We start from the raw sequence: 17,035 nt of genomic DNA on the forward strand, positions 1-17,035 counted from the left end.
AAATGGAAAATTACAGCATTAGAAAAATTAAAAAAGAAGACAATAGTTCAGTTGCAGCATTGATAAGAGCCGTTTTTGACGAATTGAATATTCCAAAAGTTGGAACCGCTTATGAAGATCCATATTTGGATTTGATGTTTGAGGAGTACAACAAACCAAAATCGGTTTATTACGTCGTTGAAAAAGAAGGCAGAATTATCGGTTCAGCCGGAGTGGCGCCGCTAGAAAACGAAGCCGAAACGATTTGTGAATTGCAGAAAATGTACTTTCTGCCAGAAACACGTGGGTTGGGAATTGGAAGCCAAATGATGGCAAAATGTTTGCAAAGTGCTAAGGATTTTGGTTTCGAAAAATGTTATCTGGAAACGATGCCTTTTATGCATGATGCTCAGAAACTTTACAAAAAAGTAGGCTTTGAATACATTTGTTCACCTATGGGAAGCACAGGTCATACCTCATGTCCGGTTTGGATGTTGAAAGATTTATAAAAACTTTAAAATTCGTTGATCAACATTCCTTGTTCAAACTTTAATTTTTTAAATGTTGAATATTCAATTTTGAGTAGCGAATTTCCAATCAAAAAACTGAATATTCAATTTGGAACAAATAATAGTATAAAACCAATGAAAATAAAAGAATATAGAAATCATTTCATTGAAGAACTCACTCCAATTTATGATGCTGGAGAAGCGGAAAGTTTCTTTTATTTGATTCTGGAAGAAAAGCACCAATTGAAAAGAATTGATTTGGCTTTACATCCTGATTTAGATTTTTCTGACGAAGAAATTAGTATTTGGAATTTAATTTTGGAACAATTAAAACAAGAAATTCCGATTCAGTATCTTTTAGGAAAAACGAGCTTTTATGGGTTGGATTTTGAAGTCAATCCAGCCGTTTTAATTCCAAGACCAGAAACCGAGGAATTGGTGGATTGGATTATTAGTTCAAATTTAAAGATTGAAAAATTTAAAGATTTAAAAATTCTTGACATCGGAACCGGTAGCGGTTGTATTGCAATTTCATTGGCAAAAAATATCCCGAATGCACAAGTTTATGCGATTGATGTTTCTGAAAAAGCTTTAGCTACGGCCAATAAAAATGCAGAAAATAATTCCGTCAATGTTACTTTTATCAATCAAAACATTCTTGAAACCGAAGATTTACTGCAACAATTTGACATTATAGTTTCTAATCCTCCTTATGTTCGAAATTTAGAAAAAGAGGAAATCAAGAAAAACGTTTTGGACAATGAACCGCATTTGGCGCTTTTTGTGGAAGACAATGATGCCTTAATTTTTTATAAAAAAATAGCAGAAATGGCTCAAAAAAACCTGTCAGAAAACGGACACTTATATTTCGAAATCAATCAATATTTAGGTGCGGAAATGATCGACTTACTTGAAAAAATGAATTTTAAAAACATCGAATTGCGAAAAGATATTTATGGGAATGATAGGATGATTAAGGGAAGTGTTCAGTAATCAGTATTCGGTTTCAAATCTGCTAACTGAATACTGACCATTTTTTTATTCCCCCTTCGGGGGTTAGGGAGCTTTACTCGTATCTCAAGGCCTCAATCGGGTCCAATACCGCCGCTTTTATAGCAGGATATAAACCAGAAACGATAGCGACTATGAAACTGGTTATAAAGGCTGCCATAATTGCTCCCCATGGAATTATAAAGTCAAAATTCATGGCGGTTGCAATACCAAAACCAATCAAAATTCCAAAAATAATACCTGCCAAACCGCCTAACTGACCAATTAGTAAAGTTTCAATGAAAAATTGGACGGCAATTGTGGTTTTTTTGGCGCCCAATGCTTTACGAACGCCTATTTCTCGCGTGCGCTCCGTTACGGAAACGATCATGATATTCATCAAAGCAATAGAAGATCCCAATACCGTGATTATCCCAATAAGCCAAGAGGCAAGACCAAGATATTTTGTAATTCCCAAAATTTTGTTGATTAGGTCATCACTGCGAACGACTCCAAAGTTATTGTCTTTCACCGGACTTAATTTACGAACCCTGCGCATCGTGCTTGTTGCGTTATCGATGGCTTGGTCCAACAATTCTTTTTTGGAAACCATCACGCTCATCGTATAATTAATGTTCGGTGCCGTGAATAAAGAACGTGCGACTTGAATAGGAATTAAAACTCGTAGATCTTGTTTGTTGCCAAAGGTGGCGCCTTTTTCTTTTAATACGCCAATAACTCTAAATCGGGCTCCTCTAATCGATATGATTTTGTCGATTGGATTGACGTCTTTGAGTAAACTTTTTTCAAAATCAGAACCTACAATACATACATAAGCATTATTTTGAATGTCAAATCCAGTAAAATTTCTTCCTGAACTTGTTTCTAAACCTGAATTGGTATAAAAAAATTCATCAACTCCCACGATTTTATTTTCGGGATCGGTTTTGACTGCCCCGTATTTTACTTCGGCTGTTGATGTTGCAGTAAAGGAAAGTGAAGTTTCGGTAAAAGGATACTTGAATTTGTTTTTAAAAGCTACTGCTTCGGGATAGGAAATGATTGGATTTATGATTTTTCGTTCCTCACCACCTTGTCTTCGAGCTGTATTTTCGTACTGATTGATATTAAAAGTGTTTGCTCCCATGGAAGCAAAATCAGTTGAAATGGTATTTTCTAAAGCGGCAACAACCGTCAGAATTCCAACTAATGCGGTGATTCCAATAGCGATTATCAAGACAGTAAGAATGGTTCTTAACAACTGTGTTTTGATGGATCCTAAGGCAATCCGAATATTTTCTTTGAATAATTTAAACATCATGGTAGTTTGACACGAAAATACAATTTTTGTTACAAATTTTCTTTTTTAAAAACCTAATTTATTTTTGGGAGCTATTTCCAGCTTTCGCTACAAACGAAGTTCACTGAACTCAAATATAAATATAGAATACGTGAAGTAATCAAGCACTGAAAATAATTTATTTTCAATTGTCAAAAAGGAGCTTCCTTTGGTCGCTCTTTTCGCCAAGAAAATAATATTATTTTTAGCGCTTAATTTCCACTCTAATCTGGGCTAGGGCTTCGGAAAATAAAATGCGAATTTTTTTAGAAAGAATTATTTTAAAAAGTAAGATATTTGCAGATAGAATTATGATTTGGTTCTTCGAATGCGTTCAGGATGACAACTGTTTTTTTGGCCAACGATTAAATCCTGAATCCTGAATCTAAAATCTTAAATAAAAAAAATGGCATCAAAACCCAGCATTCCAAAAGGAACAAGAGATTTTTCACCATCTGAGGTGGCAAAACGTCAATATATAATTCAGATTATAAAAAGTAATTTCGAGAAATTTGGTTTCCAACCAATAGAAACTCCTTCATTCGAAAACTCCGAAACCTTGATGGGAAAATATGGAGAAGAAGGCGATCGATTGATTTTCAAAATATTAAATTCCGGAGATTATTTGGCGAAAGCCAATGAAACTCATTTGGAAAATAAAGACAGTACCAAATTGACGTCAAGTATTTCAGAAAAAGCGTTGCGTTATGACTTAACGGTTCCGTTTGCTCGTTACGTAGTACAACACCAAAACGAAATCGAATTCCCATTCAAACGCTATCAGATACAACCCGTTTGGCGAGCGGACAGACCTCAAAAAGGACGTTTCAGAGAATTTTTTCAATGTGATGCCGATGTGGTAGGATCAAAATCGTTGTGGCAAGAAGTAGAATTGGTTCAATTATATGATACTGTTTTTACCGCTCTGGGTTTAAATGGCGTAACCATCAAAATCAACAACAGAAAAATATTGTCTGGAATTGCTGAGGTTATTGGAGCATCAGAAAAATTAATAGATTTCACAGTTGCGTTGGATAAACTCGATAAAATAGGCGAGGACGGTGTGAAAAAAGAAATGATTGAGAAAGGAATTTCAGAAGAAGCAATAGTAAAAGTGCAGCCCTTATTTAATTTCACGGGAACCATTTCGGAGAAAATTGAAAAACTTTCTGACTTACTTTCGACTTCCGAAGAAGGAATGAAAGGAGTGGAAGAATTGCGTTTTATTTGTGAAAACGTAATTAAATTAGGATTGAATAATTCCATGTTGGATTTAGATGTAACGCTGGCAAGAGGATTGAATTATTATACAGGAGCTATTTTTGAAGTGGCTCCGCCCAAATCAGTTGCAATGGGTTCCATTGGTGGTGGAGGTCGATACGATGATTTGACAGGAATTTTTGGATTGAAAAATATGAGTGGTGTGGGAATTTCATTCGGATTAGACCGAATTTATTTGGTTATCGAAGAATTGAATTTATTTCCTGAAACCGTAACGGAAACGTCTAGAGCATTATTTATTAACTATGGAGATGCGGAAGCTTTTTATGCTTTACAAGCGATACAAAAATTGAGATCTTCGGGTATTAAAGTAGAATTGTATCCAGATAATACAAAGGTGGCCAAACAGTTTCAACACGCGGACAAGCGTGGGATTCCTTTTGCAGTTATTATTGGAGAACAGGAAATGGCTTCCAATTCGTATTCTCTTAAAAATTTAGTTAGCGGTGAACAGGTTTTACTTGATTTCGAAAGTTTAAAAGCCGCACTGTTGTAAACCTGATTTTAATACATAAAAAAAAGCTTCGTTTTGGATAAAACGAAGCTTTTTCTAATATAATACAAAGGTGAATTAATAATTTTTTTGAAGGCAACCTTGGGTTTTAATTTTTTAGAAAAAAAACTTAGACAAATCTAGAGAAACTATATCGAGATATTCTTAAAATTATATTAAATTTTTGGGGTTTACCATTTAATTATTTCAAAGAAAAGGAGATAGGAATGGAAGAGGATTTCAATAAAAAGGTGACAATTTGACATTTTAAAAGAATTGGCAGTACTTTTGCAATCCAAAGAAAAGAATAAAAAATGAAGTTTAAGAATATTTTTAAAAATACAAGTAATATGACTACTGAAAATACAGAAATCGATCAAGAAATAGACGAAGTAACATTAGAAAATAATGCGAACGGAGAACAACTTATTATTGAGGAATTAAGTGTAGAGGAGCAATTAACGCAAGACTTAGCGAAGGAAAAAGATAAGTATTTGCGATTGTTTGCTGAATTTGAAAATTACAAGCGAAGAACTTCAAAAGAGCGTATTGAGTTATTTAAAACAGCCAATCAAGAGGTTTTACTTGCTATGCTTCCAGTTTTAGACGATTTTGATAGAGCCATGGTAGAAATAAGCAAATCAGAAGAGGAACATTTATTGAAAGGTGTTGAGCTTATTCATGAAAAATTGAAAAACACTTTAGTTGCTAAGGGATTAGAGCAAGTTGAAATTAAAGCTGGAGATCCTTTTGACGCTGATTTTGCTGAGGCAATTACTCAAATTCCTGCTCCATCACCTAAGTTGAAAGGTAAAATTGTGGATGTTCTTGAAAAAGGGTACAAATTGGGTGACAAAATCATTCGTTTTCCTAAAGTTGTTATAGGGCAGTAATAGAGACGCGTAGAGACGCACTTCAGTGCATCTCAACAAAAAAAATAAAAATGAAAAAAGATTTTTACGAAATATTAGGCATTTCAAAAAGTGCTGATGCTGCCGAAATTAAAAAGGCATACCGAAAAAACGCATTACAATATCATCCTGACAAAAATCCTGGAGACAAATCGGCAGAAGAGAAATTCAAATTAGCAGCCGAAGCTTATGAAATATTAAGTGACCCACAGAAGAGAGCTAAGTATGACCAAATGGGACATCAAGCTTTCGATGGCTCAGGCGGTTTTGGTGGAGGTGGTCACGGCGGAATGAATATGGATGACATATTCAGTCAGTTTGGTGATATCTTTGGAGGTGGTTTCGGTGGTTTTGGAGGCGGTGGCGGTGGCGGAGTTCGTCGCGCTAAAGGAAGTAACCTACGTATAAAAGTAAAATTGACACTGGAAGAAATTGCCAATGGTGTTGAGAAAAAAGTAAAAGTAAAACGTAAAGTTCAAGCGCCAGGTGTTTCATACAAAACCTGTTCTACTTGTAACGGTCAAGGTCAAGTAATGCGTGTTACCAATACAATTTTGGGTAGAATGCAGTCTGCTTCAACTTGTCCAACTTGTGGCGGGTCGGGTCAAATTCTAGATAAAAAACCAACAAATGCGGATTCTCAAGGAATGATCCTTGAAGATGAAACCGTTTCTATAAAAATCCCTGCCGGTGTAGTAGACGGGATGCAATTAAAAGTTTCTAACAAAGGAAACGATGCTCCAGGAAATAGTATTCCGGGAGATTTAATTGTGGCGATTGAAGAACTGGAACATGAGTTTTTGAAACGTGAAGGGGAGAATTTACATTTTGATTTATATATCAGTTTTGCTGAAGCTGTTCTAGGAATTTCTAAAGACATCGAAGCTATAAACGGTAAAGTGAGAATCAAACTAGAAGAAGGTATTCAATCTGGTAAAATTCTTAGACTGAAAGGAAAAGGAATTCCAAATATCAACGGATACGGTAACGGAGATTTATTGGTTCACGTGAATGTCTGGACGCCAAAAACATTAAACAAAGAACAAAAACAGTTTTTTGAAGATTCCTTAACGGATGAGAATTTTATTCCAAATCCGGAAAAATCGGACAAATCATTTTTCGAGAAAGTAAAAGATATGTTTTCATAGTGTAGAGACGCGATTTATCGCGTCTGTATTAATTAGATGTGATTTATCGCGTCTGTACAAAAAAATACATTTCCCATCCTTATTTTACAAGGGTGGGTTTTTTTTGTAACAATAGTAACTATTTCGGCACTAATTATTTACTTTTACACCAATTAAAAATAAAGCATGAGTAATATACTTGAAGTTAATAAAGTTGTAAAGCAATATGGTGAATACGTGGCGCTTAACGAAGTTTCATTAACTGTTCCCAAAGGCAGTATTTACGGTCTCCTAGGTCCAAATGGAGCCGGAAAAACATCGCTGATCCGAATCATAAATCAAATTACCTTACCTGACAGTGGCGAAATTATCCTTGATGGAGAAAAATTGCAACCTAAACACATTCAATATATTGGATATCTTCCGGAAGAAAGAGGATTGTACAATACGATGAAAGTGGGGGAGCAATGTTTGTATCTAGCTCAAATGAAGGGACTTTCAAAAGCGGAAGCAAAAATTCAACTCGAATACTGGTTTGAAAGATTAGATATTCAGGGTTGGTGGAACAAAAAAATTCAAGAATTATCTAAAGGAATGGCTCAAAAAATTCAATTTGTCGTTTGTGTGTTGCACAAGCCAAAATTGTTAATTTTTGACGAACCTTTTTCTGGTTTTGATCCCGTAAATGCTAATGTCATTAAAGATGAAATTTTGAAGTTGCGAGAGGATGGAGCTACGATAATTTTTTCAACTCACCGAATGGAAAGTGTGGAGGAATTGTGCGATCATATTGCTTTAATTCATAAGTCAAATAAATTGATTGAAGGAAAGCTAAATGATGTCAAAAGACAATTCAAAACCAATAGTTATGAAGTGGGTGTTTTGTCGGATAACGTGGAAGGATTGATGTACGATATTACACAAAAATTCACCGTTGGTCCCGCTAATTTCAAATCGCTTAACAACGAATTAAAACTAGAAATTCAATTAGGGAATGCCACACCAAATGAGTTGTTGAATGTCCTGACACAACGCGGACAAGTCACTCATTTTGTAGAAAAAATACCGAGTGTAAATGATATTTTCATTCAAACGGTAAGCGAAAAATAAATATACAATTTTTAGCGCTGCGATTTTAGATTTCTAAAATCACGAATCGTTAATCAAAAATCAAAAATCAAAAATCTAAATGAGCATAATTTCATTAATCATAAAAAGAGAATTTATTGCCAAAGTTCGTAATAAGTCTTTCATTGTAATGACTTTTCTGAGTCCGTTATTATTCGTGGGAATAGCTGCGTTTGTGGGGTATTTGAGTTCCATGAAAGCGGATACGAAGCATATTGCTATTCATGACGAATCGGGTATGTTTGTCAAAGAATTCACTTCGCAAAACACTAAGAAAGGGGAATATAAATACCTCGATTTGTCTTTGATTGATTTGAAATTTCTTAAAGACAGTATCACAAATGAAAGCTACGAAGGATTATTATATATCCCAAAAGAAAACAATACAAAGGATTTTGAAAATAAAATACAGTTTATTTCAAACAACAGTCCGAGTATTTCTTTCATCGAAAATGTTCAAGATGTAATTGCAAAGAAGTTGACCAAAACGAATCTGGAAAATGCACATCTCGATACTTTGGCCATAAAAAATGCCGAATCGAAAGTGAATATCAGCTTGGCAAAAGCTTCTGGAGAGGAAAGTGTAAAAGGACTTAACGAAATAAAAATAGGGATTGGCGGAGCCTTTGGATATCTTATTATGATGTTCATCATCATTTATGGAAACATGGTGATGCGCAGCGTGATAGAGGAAAAAACAAATCGCATCGTCGAAATTATTATTTCTTCCGTGAAACCATTCCAGCTTATGATGGGGAAAATCATAGGAACTTCATTGGCAGGATTATTGCAATTTCTTATTTGGGCAATTATTGGATTGTCTTTAATGTTTGCAGCTTCCGTATTTTTCGGGGTAAATGTAGGGCCAACAGCCAGAATTTCACCAGAATTAATGAACTCTGCAACACAGGAATTTGCGGGAACGGCACAAATGTATATTAAGGAATTATGGAATTTGCCTATTGCCAGCATTTTAATTGGATTCGTGATTTATTTCATTGGTGGCTATTTCCTTTATAGTTCTTTTTATGCCGCAATTGGCGCTGCTGTTGACAATCAAACAGATTCGCAACAATTCCTTTTGCCAATCATTATGCCATTAATGCTAAGCGTTTATATAGGATTTTTCACCGTCATCAATGACCCACACGGCACAATTGCAATCATATTTTCCATGATTCCGCTCACGTCGCCCATCGTTATGCTGATGCGAATTCCGTTTGGCGTACCTTTGTGGCAAATTGCAATATCAGTAACATTATTATTTGGAACATTCTTTTCCGTAGTTTGGTTTGCGGCTAAAATATATAGAGTAGGAATACTCATGTATGGCAAAAAACCAACTTGGGGCGAATTATACAAATGGTTGAAATATTAAAATAATTTACAATTTCCCTAATTAGTTTTAGGAGCTATTTCCCGCTTTCCGTTGCAATCTTTTTTTCGGTAAAAACCTCAAAAAAGGATTTCCACTTCAATCGGGGCTAAAAAAAAATAAAGACATGCCAAAAATATTAATCATAGAAGACGAAGCCGCAATTCGACGAGTGCTTACAAAAATACTCTCCGAAGAAAATGATACCTATCAGGTAGAAGAAGCCGAAGACGGTGCTGCTGGTTTTGAAAAAATAAAAAATAACGATTACGATTTGGTTTTGTGCGATATCAAAATGCCGAAAATGGATGGCGTTGAGGTTTTGGAAGCCGTAAAAAAAATCAAGCCCGAAATCCCTATGGTTATGATTTCCGGCCATGGTGATCTGGACACGGCAATTAATACGATGCGTCTCGGTGCGTTTGATTACATTTCAAAACCACCTGATTTAAACCGATTGTTGAATACAGTTCGCAATGCTTTAGACAAAAAACAACTCGTAGTAGAAAACAAAATTCTAAAGAAAAAAGTTAGTAAAAACTACGAAATGATTGGCGAAAGCGAAGCAATTAATCACATCAAACTGATGATTGAAAAAGTCGCTCAAACTGAAGCCCGAGTTTTAATAACTGGACCAAACGGAACCGGAAAAGAATTGGTTGCGCACCAATTGCACGAAAAAAGCGAAAGAGCTAATTTTCCTTTAATCGAAGTGAATTGTGCAGCAATTCCATCTGAATTAATCGAAAGTGAATTATTTGGTCACGTAAAAGGAGCCTTTACATCGGCAGTGAAAGACCGAGCGGGAAAATTTGAAGCAGCCGATAAAGGAACTATTTTCTTAGATGAAATTGGTGATATGAGCCTTTCGGCGCAAGCCAAAGTATTGCGAGCTTTACAAGAAAGTATGATTACTAGAGTAGGAGCGGATAAAGACATAAAAGTAGATGTGCGTGTCGTTGCAGCCACCAACAAAGATTTAAAAGTAGAAATTGCCGAAGGTCGTTTCCGTGAGGATTTGTACCATCGATTAGCAGTTATCTTGATAAAAGTTCCGGCACTAAATGACAGACGAGAAGATATCCCGATGCTGATTAGCCATTTTGCAGATAAAATTGCTTCGGAGCAAGGCAATGCATTGAAACATTTCTCTAAGAAAGCTATCGATTTGTTGCAGGCATATGATTGGACGGGGAATATTCGAGAATTAAGAAATGTAGTGGAGCGCTTAATAATCCTTGGAGGAAACGAAATTTCCGAAAATGATGTGAAGCTGTTTGCGAGTAAATAAAAAAAAGCAGTAGGCTGTAAGCTTTAAGCAAATGCCAATAGTTAAAAATAATCAGTGATTTATCATTTGCTTAGAGCCTACAGCTTAAAGCATATAGCATTAAAAAAATGAAACTAAAAAAAATAAACGAAAAGTTACAAGAAGCCTTAATTGAAAGTGGTTTAACTGAGGCTAATGCCATGCAAAAAGAAACTTTTTCGACACTAAAAAGCGGTTCAGATTGTATTATCATCGCGCCGGAAGGAAGCGGAAAATCCACAACAATTGTGCTGAACGTGATTCAACAATTAGTTCGTGAGGGTGAGGAATCGCCTCGTGCTTTGGTAATTGTAGAAGACAAAGCCAAAGTTTTGGAGATGGAAGAGCTTTTTGAAAAATTTGGAAAATATACAGATTTACGTGTGTACGGTGTACATGATAAAGGAGATATGGAATATGACAAAAATTATATTTCTACCGGAATTGATGTGTTAATTGGAACACCAAATAAATTGAGCGAAATGTTTACAACGGCAGGTTTTAATGTAAACAGATTGAAAATGTTTATCCTCGATGACGCGGATCCAATTTTGAAATTGCGTCACGAAACTAAAATCATGCGTATTTCAAACAGTATTAATAAAACCCAACGAATTATTTTCTCGGAGCAGCTCACGGAAAGAATTGAAATCTTGGCTGATAAAATGCTATTGGAGCCGTATTTATTCGAAATTGATGAAGACGAAGACGAAGAAGACGAAGATGATGAAGACGAAGATGACGAAGACGATGAGGATTTAGAGGAAGAAGCTGCGGAAGAGGAAGGAGTTTTCGAGGAAGAAGACGATTTAGAGGAATTAGAAGGGGAAAATGAAGAAGAAGATAAAAATTAATATGCTCCGCAAAGTCTCCGATTTTGAGGATGTGAATTTCAGTCTTAGACTGAAATAATCATTATGTCTAAAAGGTCAGGAGACCTTCCTACACTTCCTCAAAGTCGGAGACTTTGCGGAGCAGAGGAGCTGAAGGAATAATTTTAATAAAAAATAAAGAACAAGATGGGATTAATGAAAGTGTTTTCGGGAAGTGAAATTCTAGCAATGGCTTTGCAAGAAAAAATCGAAGCGATAGGTGTAGATGTATTGGTAAAGAATAACATACAATCAGCTAGATTAGGCGGTTTTGGAAATTCGGATTTAGCGGTTGAATTGTTCGTTCAAGAAACGGAATTTGCAAAAGTAAATCCAGTAATTGAAGAATTTAGAATGAGCATTTAAGCTCAAATTATAATTGCAAAAAGAATTAGATGAAATATAAAATGTTGGTCTTAGACATGGATGACACCTTGTTGACTGATGACCATAAAATTTCAAAAGAGAATAAAGAAATGTTGTTTAAGGCTCAGGAATTGGGCGTTTATGTTGTTTTAGCTTCGGGTAGACCAACATTAGCCATGACTGCATTTGCCAAAGAATTAGAATTGGATATCAATAATTCGTATATGTTATCTTTTAACGGGGCCGTAATTACAGATTTGAAAGAAGATAAAGTGTTGTTTGAACAAATGTTGACGCAGCAACAAATTCATGAATTATACGATTACAGTTTAAAAAGCAAAACTGATATTATTACTTATATCGATGGAAAGATTGTCAGCGAAACGGATTCGGAATATATTGACGTTGAAAAAAATATTACCGGATTACAGCATATTAAAGTCCCTAATTTCAAGAATGCGGTGACTTCTTCTGCAGTAAAATGTATTTTATTGGAAGAACCAAGCTATCTCAAAAAAATTGAAATTGATTTAAAAGAAGCAATGCCACATTTAAGTGTTTCAATGTCAAAACCTTTTTTTCTGGAAGTGGCTCAGAACGGAATTGATAAGGCAGCAAGTGTGAAATTTTTAGCAGAAAAACTAAACATTCATCAAAGCGAAATTATAGCTGTTGGAAACGCTGGAAATGATTTATCGATGATTGAATATGCAGGATTGGGTATTTGGGTCGATAATGTAGATCCAGAATTGAGAGATAAAGGAGATTTTGTTGTTGCCTCGAATAATAATCATGGTGTGGCTGAGGTCGTTCGTAGATTTATTTTGAATTAGGTTTATGCCTAATTTAAACATAGTCAAAAACTTGTTGAAGAGTAAAAAATAATATTTCACTTCCATTTAGGATACTGATATATAGCCAATTATCGATTTCGTTTTAAAGAATATTGTGTGTAAATTTGCACCGAGCTGCGAGAAGGATAGAAGCGACATCCCGCTCCCTTTTTTTGGCGTGGATACAGCGGATAGCCTGACCCGACGAAGTAAGGGACTCGCACAAACAAAAAGAATATGACAGAAAGAAAAAAAGTTGCCTTTTATACGCTTGGTTGCAAACTGAATTTTTCGGAAACATCGACTATTGCCCGTTCTATTCAGGATGAAGGTTTTGATCGTGTGGATTTTGAGGAAGTGGCTGATATGTATGTAATTAATACCTGTTCAGTAACTGAAAATGCAGATAAGCAATTCAAGCAGATTGTAAAAAAAGCAATGAAGCTAAATAATAAGGCTTTTGTTGCTGCGGTGGGTTGTTATGCGCAATTGAAACCGGAGGAATTAGCTGCTGTTGATGGAGTTGACTTGGTTCTTGGTGCAACTGAAAAATTTAAAATCACCGATTATATTAATGATTTGTCCAAAAATGACATGGGCGAAGTGCATTCTTGCGAGATTTCGGAAGCTGATTTTTATGTGGGAAGTTATTCTAATGGTGACAGAACGCGTGCTTTCTTAAAAGTCCAGGATGGTTGCGACTATAAATGTACCTATTGTACCATTCCTTTGGCAAGAGGAATTTCAAGAAGTGATGAGTTGGAAAACGTGTTGAAAAATGCAAAGGACATTTCAGCTCAAAATATCAAGGAAATTGTTTTGACTGGAGTAAATATTGGAGATTACGGAAAAGGAGAATTTGGAAATAAAAAACACGAACATACCTTCTTGGAATTGGTTCAGGAATTAGATAAAGTGGAAGGAATTGAGCGTTTGCGAATTTCGTCGATTGAACCGAATTTATTGAAAAACGAAACAATTGAATTTGTATCGAAAAGCAGAACTTTTGTACCGCATTTTCACATTCCGTTGCAATCCGGAAGTAACGATATTCTAAAGTTGATGAAACGTCGTTATTTGCGTGAAGTATATACCGAAAGAGTAAATAAAATAAGGGAAGTGATGCCTCATGCTTGTATTGGTGTGGATGTGATTGTTGGATTTCCCGGAGAAACCGACGAACATTTCTTGGAGACTTATAATTTCCTGAATGAAATGGATATTTCCTATTTGCATGTTTTCACGTATTCAGAACGTGATAATACGGAAGCTGCTGAAATGAGCGGAGTTGTTCCTGCTAATGTTCGGGCGAAAAGAAGCAAAATGATGCGTGGACTGTCGGTTAAAAAGCGTCGTGCTTTTTATGAAAGTCAATTGGGTTCAAATAGAACTGTTTTGTTCGAAAGCGAAAATAAAGAAGGGTATATACACGGTTTCACGGAAAACTATGTGAAAGTAAAAACCCCATGGAATCCGGAATTAGTAAATACACTACACGAAATTAATTTGACAAAAATTGATGAAGATGGAAGTGTACGAATGGATTTTGTTTCGGCTTTGGTTTAGTTTTTAAACATATAAGTCATTTAAGTTTTTAGAACTAACCAGGAATTTAACTAACAAAGAGATTAAGAGAGTAAGAGAGTAAGAGTGATATTTAAATAAGTGACTCGAAATTTTTAAACCATTAAGAGATTAAGAAAATTAAGCGTGAGACTTAATGAAACTTAATCTCTTAATGGTTTTATATTTTAAGCTTAAATGCCTTAATGGTTAAAAATCATATGACTTATATGTTAAAAAGTTTTACGGATTCGTAGACCAAATACTGCTGTTTTTGATGAAAACTCTTCGGTTTAATTTGAGTTGCGCGATAATTAATTCGGCCATATCTTCGGCTTGCATGACTTTATCAGGATTGCCATCAGTTAATTTCAATTCTTTGGCCATGTCAGTAGCAACGGTGCTTGGTGTTAATGCCGTCACACGAATATTATGTTTGCGGACTTCTTGCATCAACGATTCCGTCAATCCTAAAACTGCAAATTTAGAGGCGCTATAGGCACTGGTTAAAGCATTTCCACTTAATCCGGCTGTGGAAGAAATATTGATGATATCTCCAGTTTGTCTTTCAATCATATTAAACAAAACGGCACGTGTTACATAATAAGTTCCCATTAAGTTTACCTGAATAATTCGTTCCCAGGCTACAGGTTCTAATTCCATAAATTTACCAAAAGCAGCTATTCCGGCACTGTTGATTAAAATATCAATGGTTTTGAATTCGGCTAAGGCTTTTTCTACTGCTATGTTTACGGATTTAATATCGGCAACATCAGCAATAAGGGTTAATGATTTTACTCCAAATGCATTCACTTCTTGTGCTACTTCATCTAAATCAGATTGAGTTCTTGCCAGTAAAATTACGTTTACACCTTCTTTTGCCAAAGCAATAGCTACTGCTTTACCAATTCCTTTTCCAGCACCGGTAATTAATGCGTTTTTATTTTTTAAGTCGGTCATGTTCGTTTACGTTTTGTAATGTGATTAGCAAAGTTAAACCATTAGCTTTTTTTAACTGGTAATAAAAAGTAAAAAATGGATACTATTAACATTTGCGCATTGCTTCAAAAATTAAAATGCGTAGGTTATTTTGCCAATATTATAATTAGACAACAAAACCCCGTAATTATGTAACATTTAGATTGGCAAAATGATTGAATTTTGCAACGTAAAAATTAAACTATGAAAAAAATTGTCCTTCTTTTAAATATTAGTATTGTAATGTTGTTAGTTTCCTGTAAACAACAAGATAAAACAGATGTTACTGGAGAACCTGTGAAAGTGAAGGAAAGACATCAGCCTAAAAAATTGTGCTATCGACTTGAGAACACGAAAGAATGGCTGTCAAAAAATAACACTGACAGTACCCAACTTCACATCGCGTATGCCGTGAACAGAACTGATGGAGCCAATTTTAAAAATATGGGTTCTGTTGTTATTCCAGATGATATGAGTGGTGATATAGAGTTTTATCTTCCTTTTCCACTAGAGGTTTCTTCCTTGAAAGAAATTAATAAAATCATTTTTTTCTCCTATCCTACACAAACATTTGCCGCTTATGAAAAAGGACAATTAGTTTATACTGGACCAACTAATATGGGAAGAAAAAAGGATCTGACCCCTACAGGACTTTTTTATACGAACTGGAAAGCCGAACAAACCACAAGTACTTTTGATGATGAATGGGACTTGCGTTGGAATTTTAATATTGAAAATAAATTGGGTGTGGGATGGCATCAATATACTTTACCAGGTTATCCAGCTTCTCATTCTTGTTTAAGACTTCAAGAAAAAGATGCCCGTAATCTTTATGATTGGGCGGATCAATGGGAATTAGCCGACGAGGAAAATGTAAAAGTAAAAGGAACTCCGGTAATTGTTTTTGGTGCTTATAATTTTAGTGCCCCTAAGCCTTGGTTACAATTGGCGACAAATCCTAAAGCCTTGGATATTTCTGAAAACGAAATCGAAAAAGTTACTCTGCCTTTTTTAAGTAGCATTTTAAAAGAACAGAAAAACAGACAATCATTTCAAGATTCCAAGAAATAAACCTCTGGGTTTCGTTTTATTTTAGGTCAACACTAAGTTTGTAAATATCCGTTTCCAGAGCTTCAGTATCCTTGTCTTCGCAGAGCAAAAAATCTATTTTTTGTTCTGTTTTGGCGTATAATGTTAGTCCTTCGAATTTATGTATATCCGAAATTTTTTGGGTAATCAGTACTTCGAAATTTTCTAAGGACAATGCGCCTATAAAACTGCCCAATACTTCTCCGTCATCATACGTTAAGGTGGTATTTTCGACAGCTGCCAGAAAATAGATTTTATCTTCCACGAGAATTGCATCTGTAAAAGTGGCTTCTATGTTTTGAATTTTTGGCAATGAGATAGGAAAAAAGTGAATGTCATTTCCTTTTTTATCCAAAGTAAAAAGTCCGTTTTTAGATTGTGCTCCATTTCCTCTTTGAAACATATGCCATTTTTCGTTATGGAATAAAGCGCCTTCGATATTTAAATCATCATCTGAGATGTAAGCGGTTTGTTTTAGTTTGTCATAAAGGGATGATAAATCTTTTTCTTCAACTTTTCTATTTTCCAAGTGAAAAGTAATTCGTCTGTTTCGATTAGGTGTGGAACCGGACCCGAAAAGATAGAGTTTATTTCCTTTTAGGGTAATGGATTCAAAGTCGTATTTTTCCTTTTTTGCGATGTTTTCCTGACCGTTATCAAAGAGTTTTATTTTGTTGAGTTCTTTTTCTTGGATTCGATATTGGTAAAGAAAGGAGCTGTTGTCAGATATAATGTATAAGGAATTGTCTTTATAAATGAGTCCTGATGACGAACCAATGCCTGCGATTTGAAATTGTAATTCAAGTGTAAATTTTTCCATAAATGTATTTTTGAAATCGAATGCCCTAGCCCGGATAATAGTAAAAATCCTTTTTATTTTTTCTTTAAAAATA

At 35.1% G+C, this 17,035-nt stretch carries 15 protein-coding genes and 1 pseudogene; 13 read left to right on the top strand and 3 right to left on the bottom strand.

Annotated features, from left to right (window positions below):
- Positions 1-2 precede the first annotated feature (2 nt).
- A complete protein-coding gene (locus IWX84_RS10110) occupies positions 3-488 on the top strand; it encodes a GNAT family N-acetyltransferase (protein WP_196850627.1) in 486 nt (161 codons plus the stop codon).
- Between the two features lie 135 nt (positions 489-623).
- Positions 624-1,481, top strand: a complete 858-nt coding sequence (gene prmC / locus IWX84_RS10115) for a peptide chain release factor N(5)-glutamine methyltransferase (protein WP_196850628.1) — start codon at positions 624-626, stop codon at positions 1,479-1,481.
- A gap of 73 nt (positions 1,482-1,554) precedes the next feature.
- Here prmC and IWX84_RS10120 read toward each other — a convergent pair whose 3' ends face one another.
- Positions 1,555-2,799, bottom strand: a complete 1,245-nt coding sequence (locus IWX84_RS10120; protein ID WP_196850629.1) for an ABC transporter permease — start codon at positions 2,797-2,799, stop codon at positions 1,555-1,557.
- Positions 2,800-3,223: 424 nt separating this feature from the next.
- On the opposite strand from IWX84_RS10120, the gene hisS reads away from it, so the two are divergent.
- From hisS to mtaB, 10 genes and pseudogenes are all read left to right on the top strand, one after another.
- Positions 3,224-4,594 carry a histidine--tRNA ligase gene (gene hisS / locus IWX84_RS10125; RefSeq protein WP_196850630.1) on the top strand — a complete coding sequence of 457 codons (1,371 nt, stop codon included), beginning with the start codon at positions 3,224-3,226 and terminating at the stop codon, positions 4,592-4,594.
- A gap of 311 nt (positions 4,595-4,905) precedes the next feature.
- The gene (locus IWX84_RS10130; protein ID WP_196850631.1) at positions 4,906-5,484 is read left to right on the top strand and encodes a nucleotide exchange factor GrpE; all 579 of its coding nucleotides are present in this window, start codon (positions 4,906-4,908) and stop codon (positions 5,482-5,484) included.
- Positions 5,485-5,534: 50 nt separating this feature from the next.
- Positions 5,535-6,650 (top strand): molecular chaperone DnaJ, encoded by a 1,116-nt coding sequence (gene dnaJ, locus IWX84_RS10135; RefSeq protein ID WP_196850632.1) that lies wholly within the window; start codon positions 5,535-5,537, stop codon positions 6,648-6,650.
- 165 nt (positions 6,651-6,815) lie between these two features.
- Entirely contained in the window at positions 6,816-7,739 is a 924-nt protein-coding gene (locus tag IWX84_RS10140) for an ABC transporter ATP-binding protein (RefSeq protein ID WP_196850633.1), read from the top strand.
- Positions 7,740-7,818: 79 nt separating this feature from the next.
- Positions 7,819-9,135 carry an ABC transporter permease gene (locus IWX84_RS10145; protein ID WP_196850634.1) on the top strand — a complete coding sequence of 439 codons (1,317 nt, stop codon included), beginning with the start codon at positions 7,819-7,821 and terminating at the stop codon, positions 9,133-9,135.
- A gap of 124 nt (positions 9,136-9,259) precedes the next feature.
- Positions 9,260-10,423 (top strand): sigma-54-dependent transcriptional regulator, encoded by a 1,164-nt coding sequence (locus IWX84_RS10150; RefSeq protein ID WP_196850635.1) that lies wholly within the window; start codon positions 9,260-9,262, stop codon positions 10,421-10,423.
- Between the two features lie 107 nt (positions 10,424-10,530).
- A pseudogene (locus tag IWX84_RS10155) lies at positions 10,531-11,193 on the top strand (DEAD/DEAH box helicase); the annotation flags it as partial.
- A 267-nt stretch (positions 11,194-11,460) separates the two neighbouring features.
- A complete protein-coding gene (locus tag IWX84_RS10160) occupies positions 11,461-11,679 on the top strand; it encodes a DUF2007 domain-containing protein (RefSeq protein ID WP_196850637.1) in 219 nt (72 codons plus the stop codon).
- Between the two features lie 29 nt (positions 11,680-11,708).
- Positions 11,709-12,512 carry a Cof-type HAD-IIB family hydrolase gene (locus IWX84_RS10165; RefSeq protein ID WP_196850638.1) on the top strand — a complete coding sequence of 268 codons (804 nt, stop codon included), beginning with the start codon at positions 11,709-11,711 and terminating at the stop codon, positions 12,510-12,512.
- A gap of 237 nt (positions 12,513-12,749) precedes the next feature.
- Positions 12,750-14,078, top strand: coding sequence for a tRNA (N(6)-L-threonylcarbamoyladenosine(37)-C(2))-methylthiotransferase MtaB (gene mtaB / locus IWX84_RS10170; protein ID WP_196850639.1), 1,329 nt, complete (start codon positions 12,750-12,752; stop codon positions 14,076-14,078).
- A gap of 240 nt (positions 14,079-14,318) precedes the next feature.
- On the opposite strand, the gene IWX84_RS10175 is transcribed toward mtaB, so the two are convergent.
- Positions 14,319-15,035: a 3-ketoacyl-ACP reductase gene (locus IWX84_RS10175; protein WP_196850640.1), complete on the bottom strand. Its 717-nt coding sequence runs from the start codon at positions 15,033-15,035 to the stop codon at positions 14,319-14,321.
- Positions 15,036-15,257: 222 nt separating this feature from the next.
- Between IWX84_RS10175 and IWX84_RS10180 the strand changes: the two genes are divergently transcribed.
- Positions 15,258-16,124, top strand: coding sequence for a L,D-transpeptidase (locus tag IWX84_RS10180; protein ID WP_196850641.1), 867 nt, complete (start codon positions 15,258-15,260; stop codon positions 16,122-16,124).
- A 16-nt stretch (positions 16,125-16,140) separates the two neighbouring features.
- On the opposite strand, the gene IWX84_RS10185 is transcribed toward IWX84_RS10180, so the two are convergent.
- Positions 16,141-16,962 (bottom strand): DUF6929 family protein, encoded by an 822-nt coding sequence (locus IWX84_RS10185; protein ID WP_196850642.1) that lies wholly within the window; start codon positions 16,960-16,962, stop codon positions 16,141-16,143.
- Positions 16,963-17,035 lie beyond the last annotated feature (73 nt).

Source organism: Flavobacterium sp. CG_9.10 (assembly GCF_015752245.1).
Taxonomy (GTDB): domain Bacteria; phylum Bacteroidota; class Bacteroidia; order Flavobacteriales; family Flavobacteriaceae; genus Flavobacterium.

Bases quoted from the DNA above. Each gene is read 5' to 3' on its own strand.
- IWX84_RS10110 (WP_196850627.1), top strand. From the start codon at position 3: ATGGAAAATTACAGCATTAGAAAAATTAAAAAAGAAGACAATAGTTCA.
- prmC (WP_196850628.1), top strand. From the start codon at position 624: ATGAAAATAAAAGAATATAGAAATCATTTCATTGAAGAACTCACTCCA.
- IWX84_RS10120 (WP_196850629.1), bottom strand. From the start codon at position 2,799: ATGATGTTTAAATTATTCAAAGAAAATATTCGGATTGCCTTAGGATCC.
- hisS (WP_196850630.1), top strand. From the start codon at position 3,224: ATGGCATCAAAACCCAGCATTCCAAAAGGAACAAGAGATTTTTCACCA.
- IWX84_RS10130 (WP_196850631.1), top strand. From the start codon at position 4,906: ATGAAGTTTAAGAATATTTTTAAAAATACAAGTAATATGACTACTGAA.
- dnaJ (WP_196850632.1), top strand. From the start codon at position 5,535: ATGAAAAAAGATTTTTACGAAATATTAGGCATTTCAAAAAGTGCTGAT.
- IWX84_RS10140 (WP_196850633.1), top strand. From the start codon at position 6,816: ATGAGTAATATACTTGAAGTTAATAAAGTTGTAAAGCAATATGGTGAA.
- IWX84_RS10145 (WP_196850634.1), top strand. From the start codon at position 7,819: ATGAGCATAATTTCATTAATCATAAAAAGAGAATTTATTGCCAAAGTT.
- IWX84_RS10150 (WP_196850635.1), top strand. From the start codon at position 9,260: ATGCCAAAAATATTAATCATAGAAGACGAAGCCGCAATTCGACGAGTG.
- IWX84_RS10160 (WP_196850637.1), top strand. From the start codon at position 11,461: ATGGGATTAATGAAAGTGTTTTCGGGAAGTGAAATTCTAGCAATGGCT.
- IWX84_RS10165 (WP_196850638.1), top strand. From the start codon at position 11,709: ATGAAATATAAAATGTTGGTCTTAGACATGGATGACACCTTGTTGACT.
- mtaB (WP_196850639.1), top strand. From the start codon at position 12,750: ATGACAGAAAGAAAAAAAGTTGCCTTTTATACGCTTGGTTGCAAACTG.
- IWX84_RS10175 (WP_196850640.1), bottom strand. From the start codon at position 15,035: ATGACCGACTTAAAAAATAAAAACGCATTAATTACCGGTGCTGGAAAA.
- IWX84_RS10180 (WP_196850641.1), top strand. From the start codon at position 15,258: ATGAAAAAAATTGTCCTTCTTTTAAATATTAGTATTGTAATGTTGTTA.
- IWX84_RS10185 (WP_196850642.1), bottom strand. From the start codon at position 16,962: ATGGAAAAATTTACACTTGAATTACAATTTCAAATCGCAGGCATTGGT.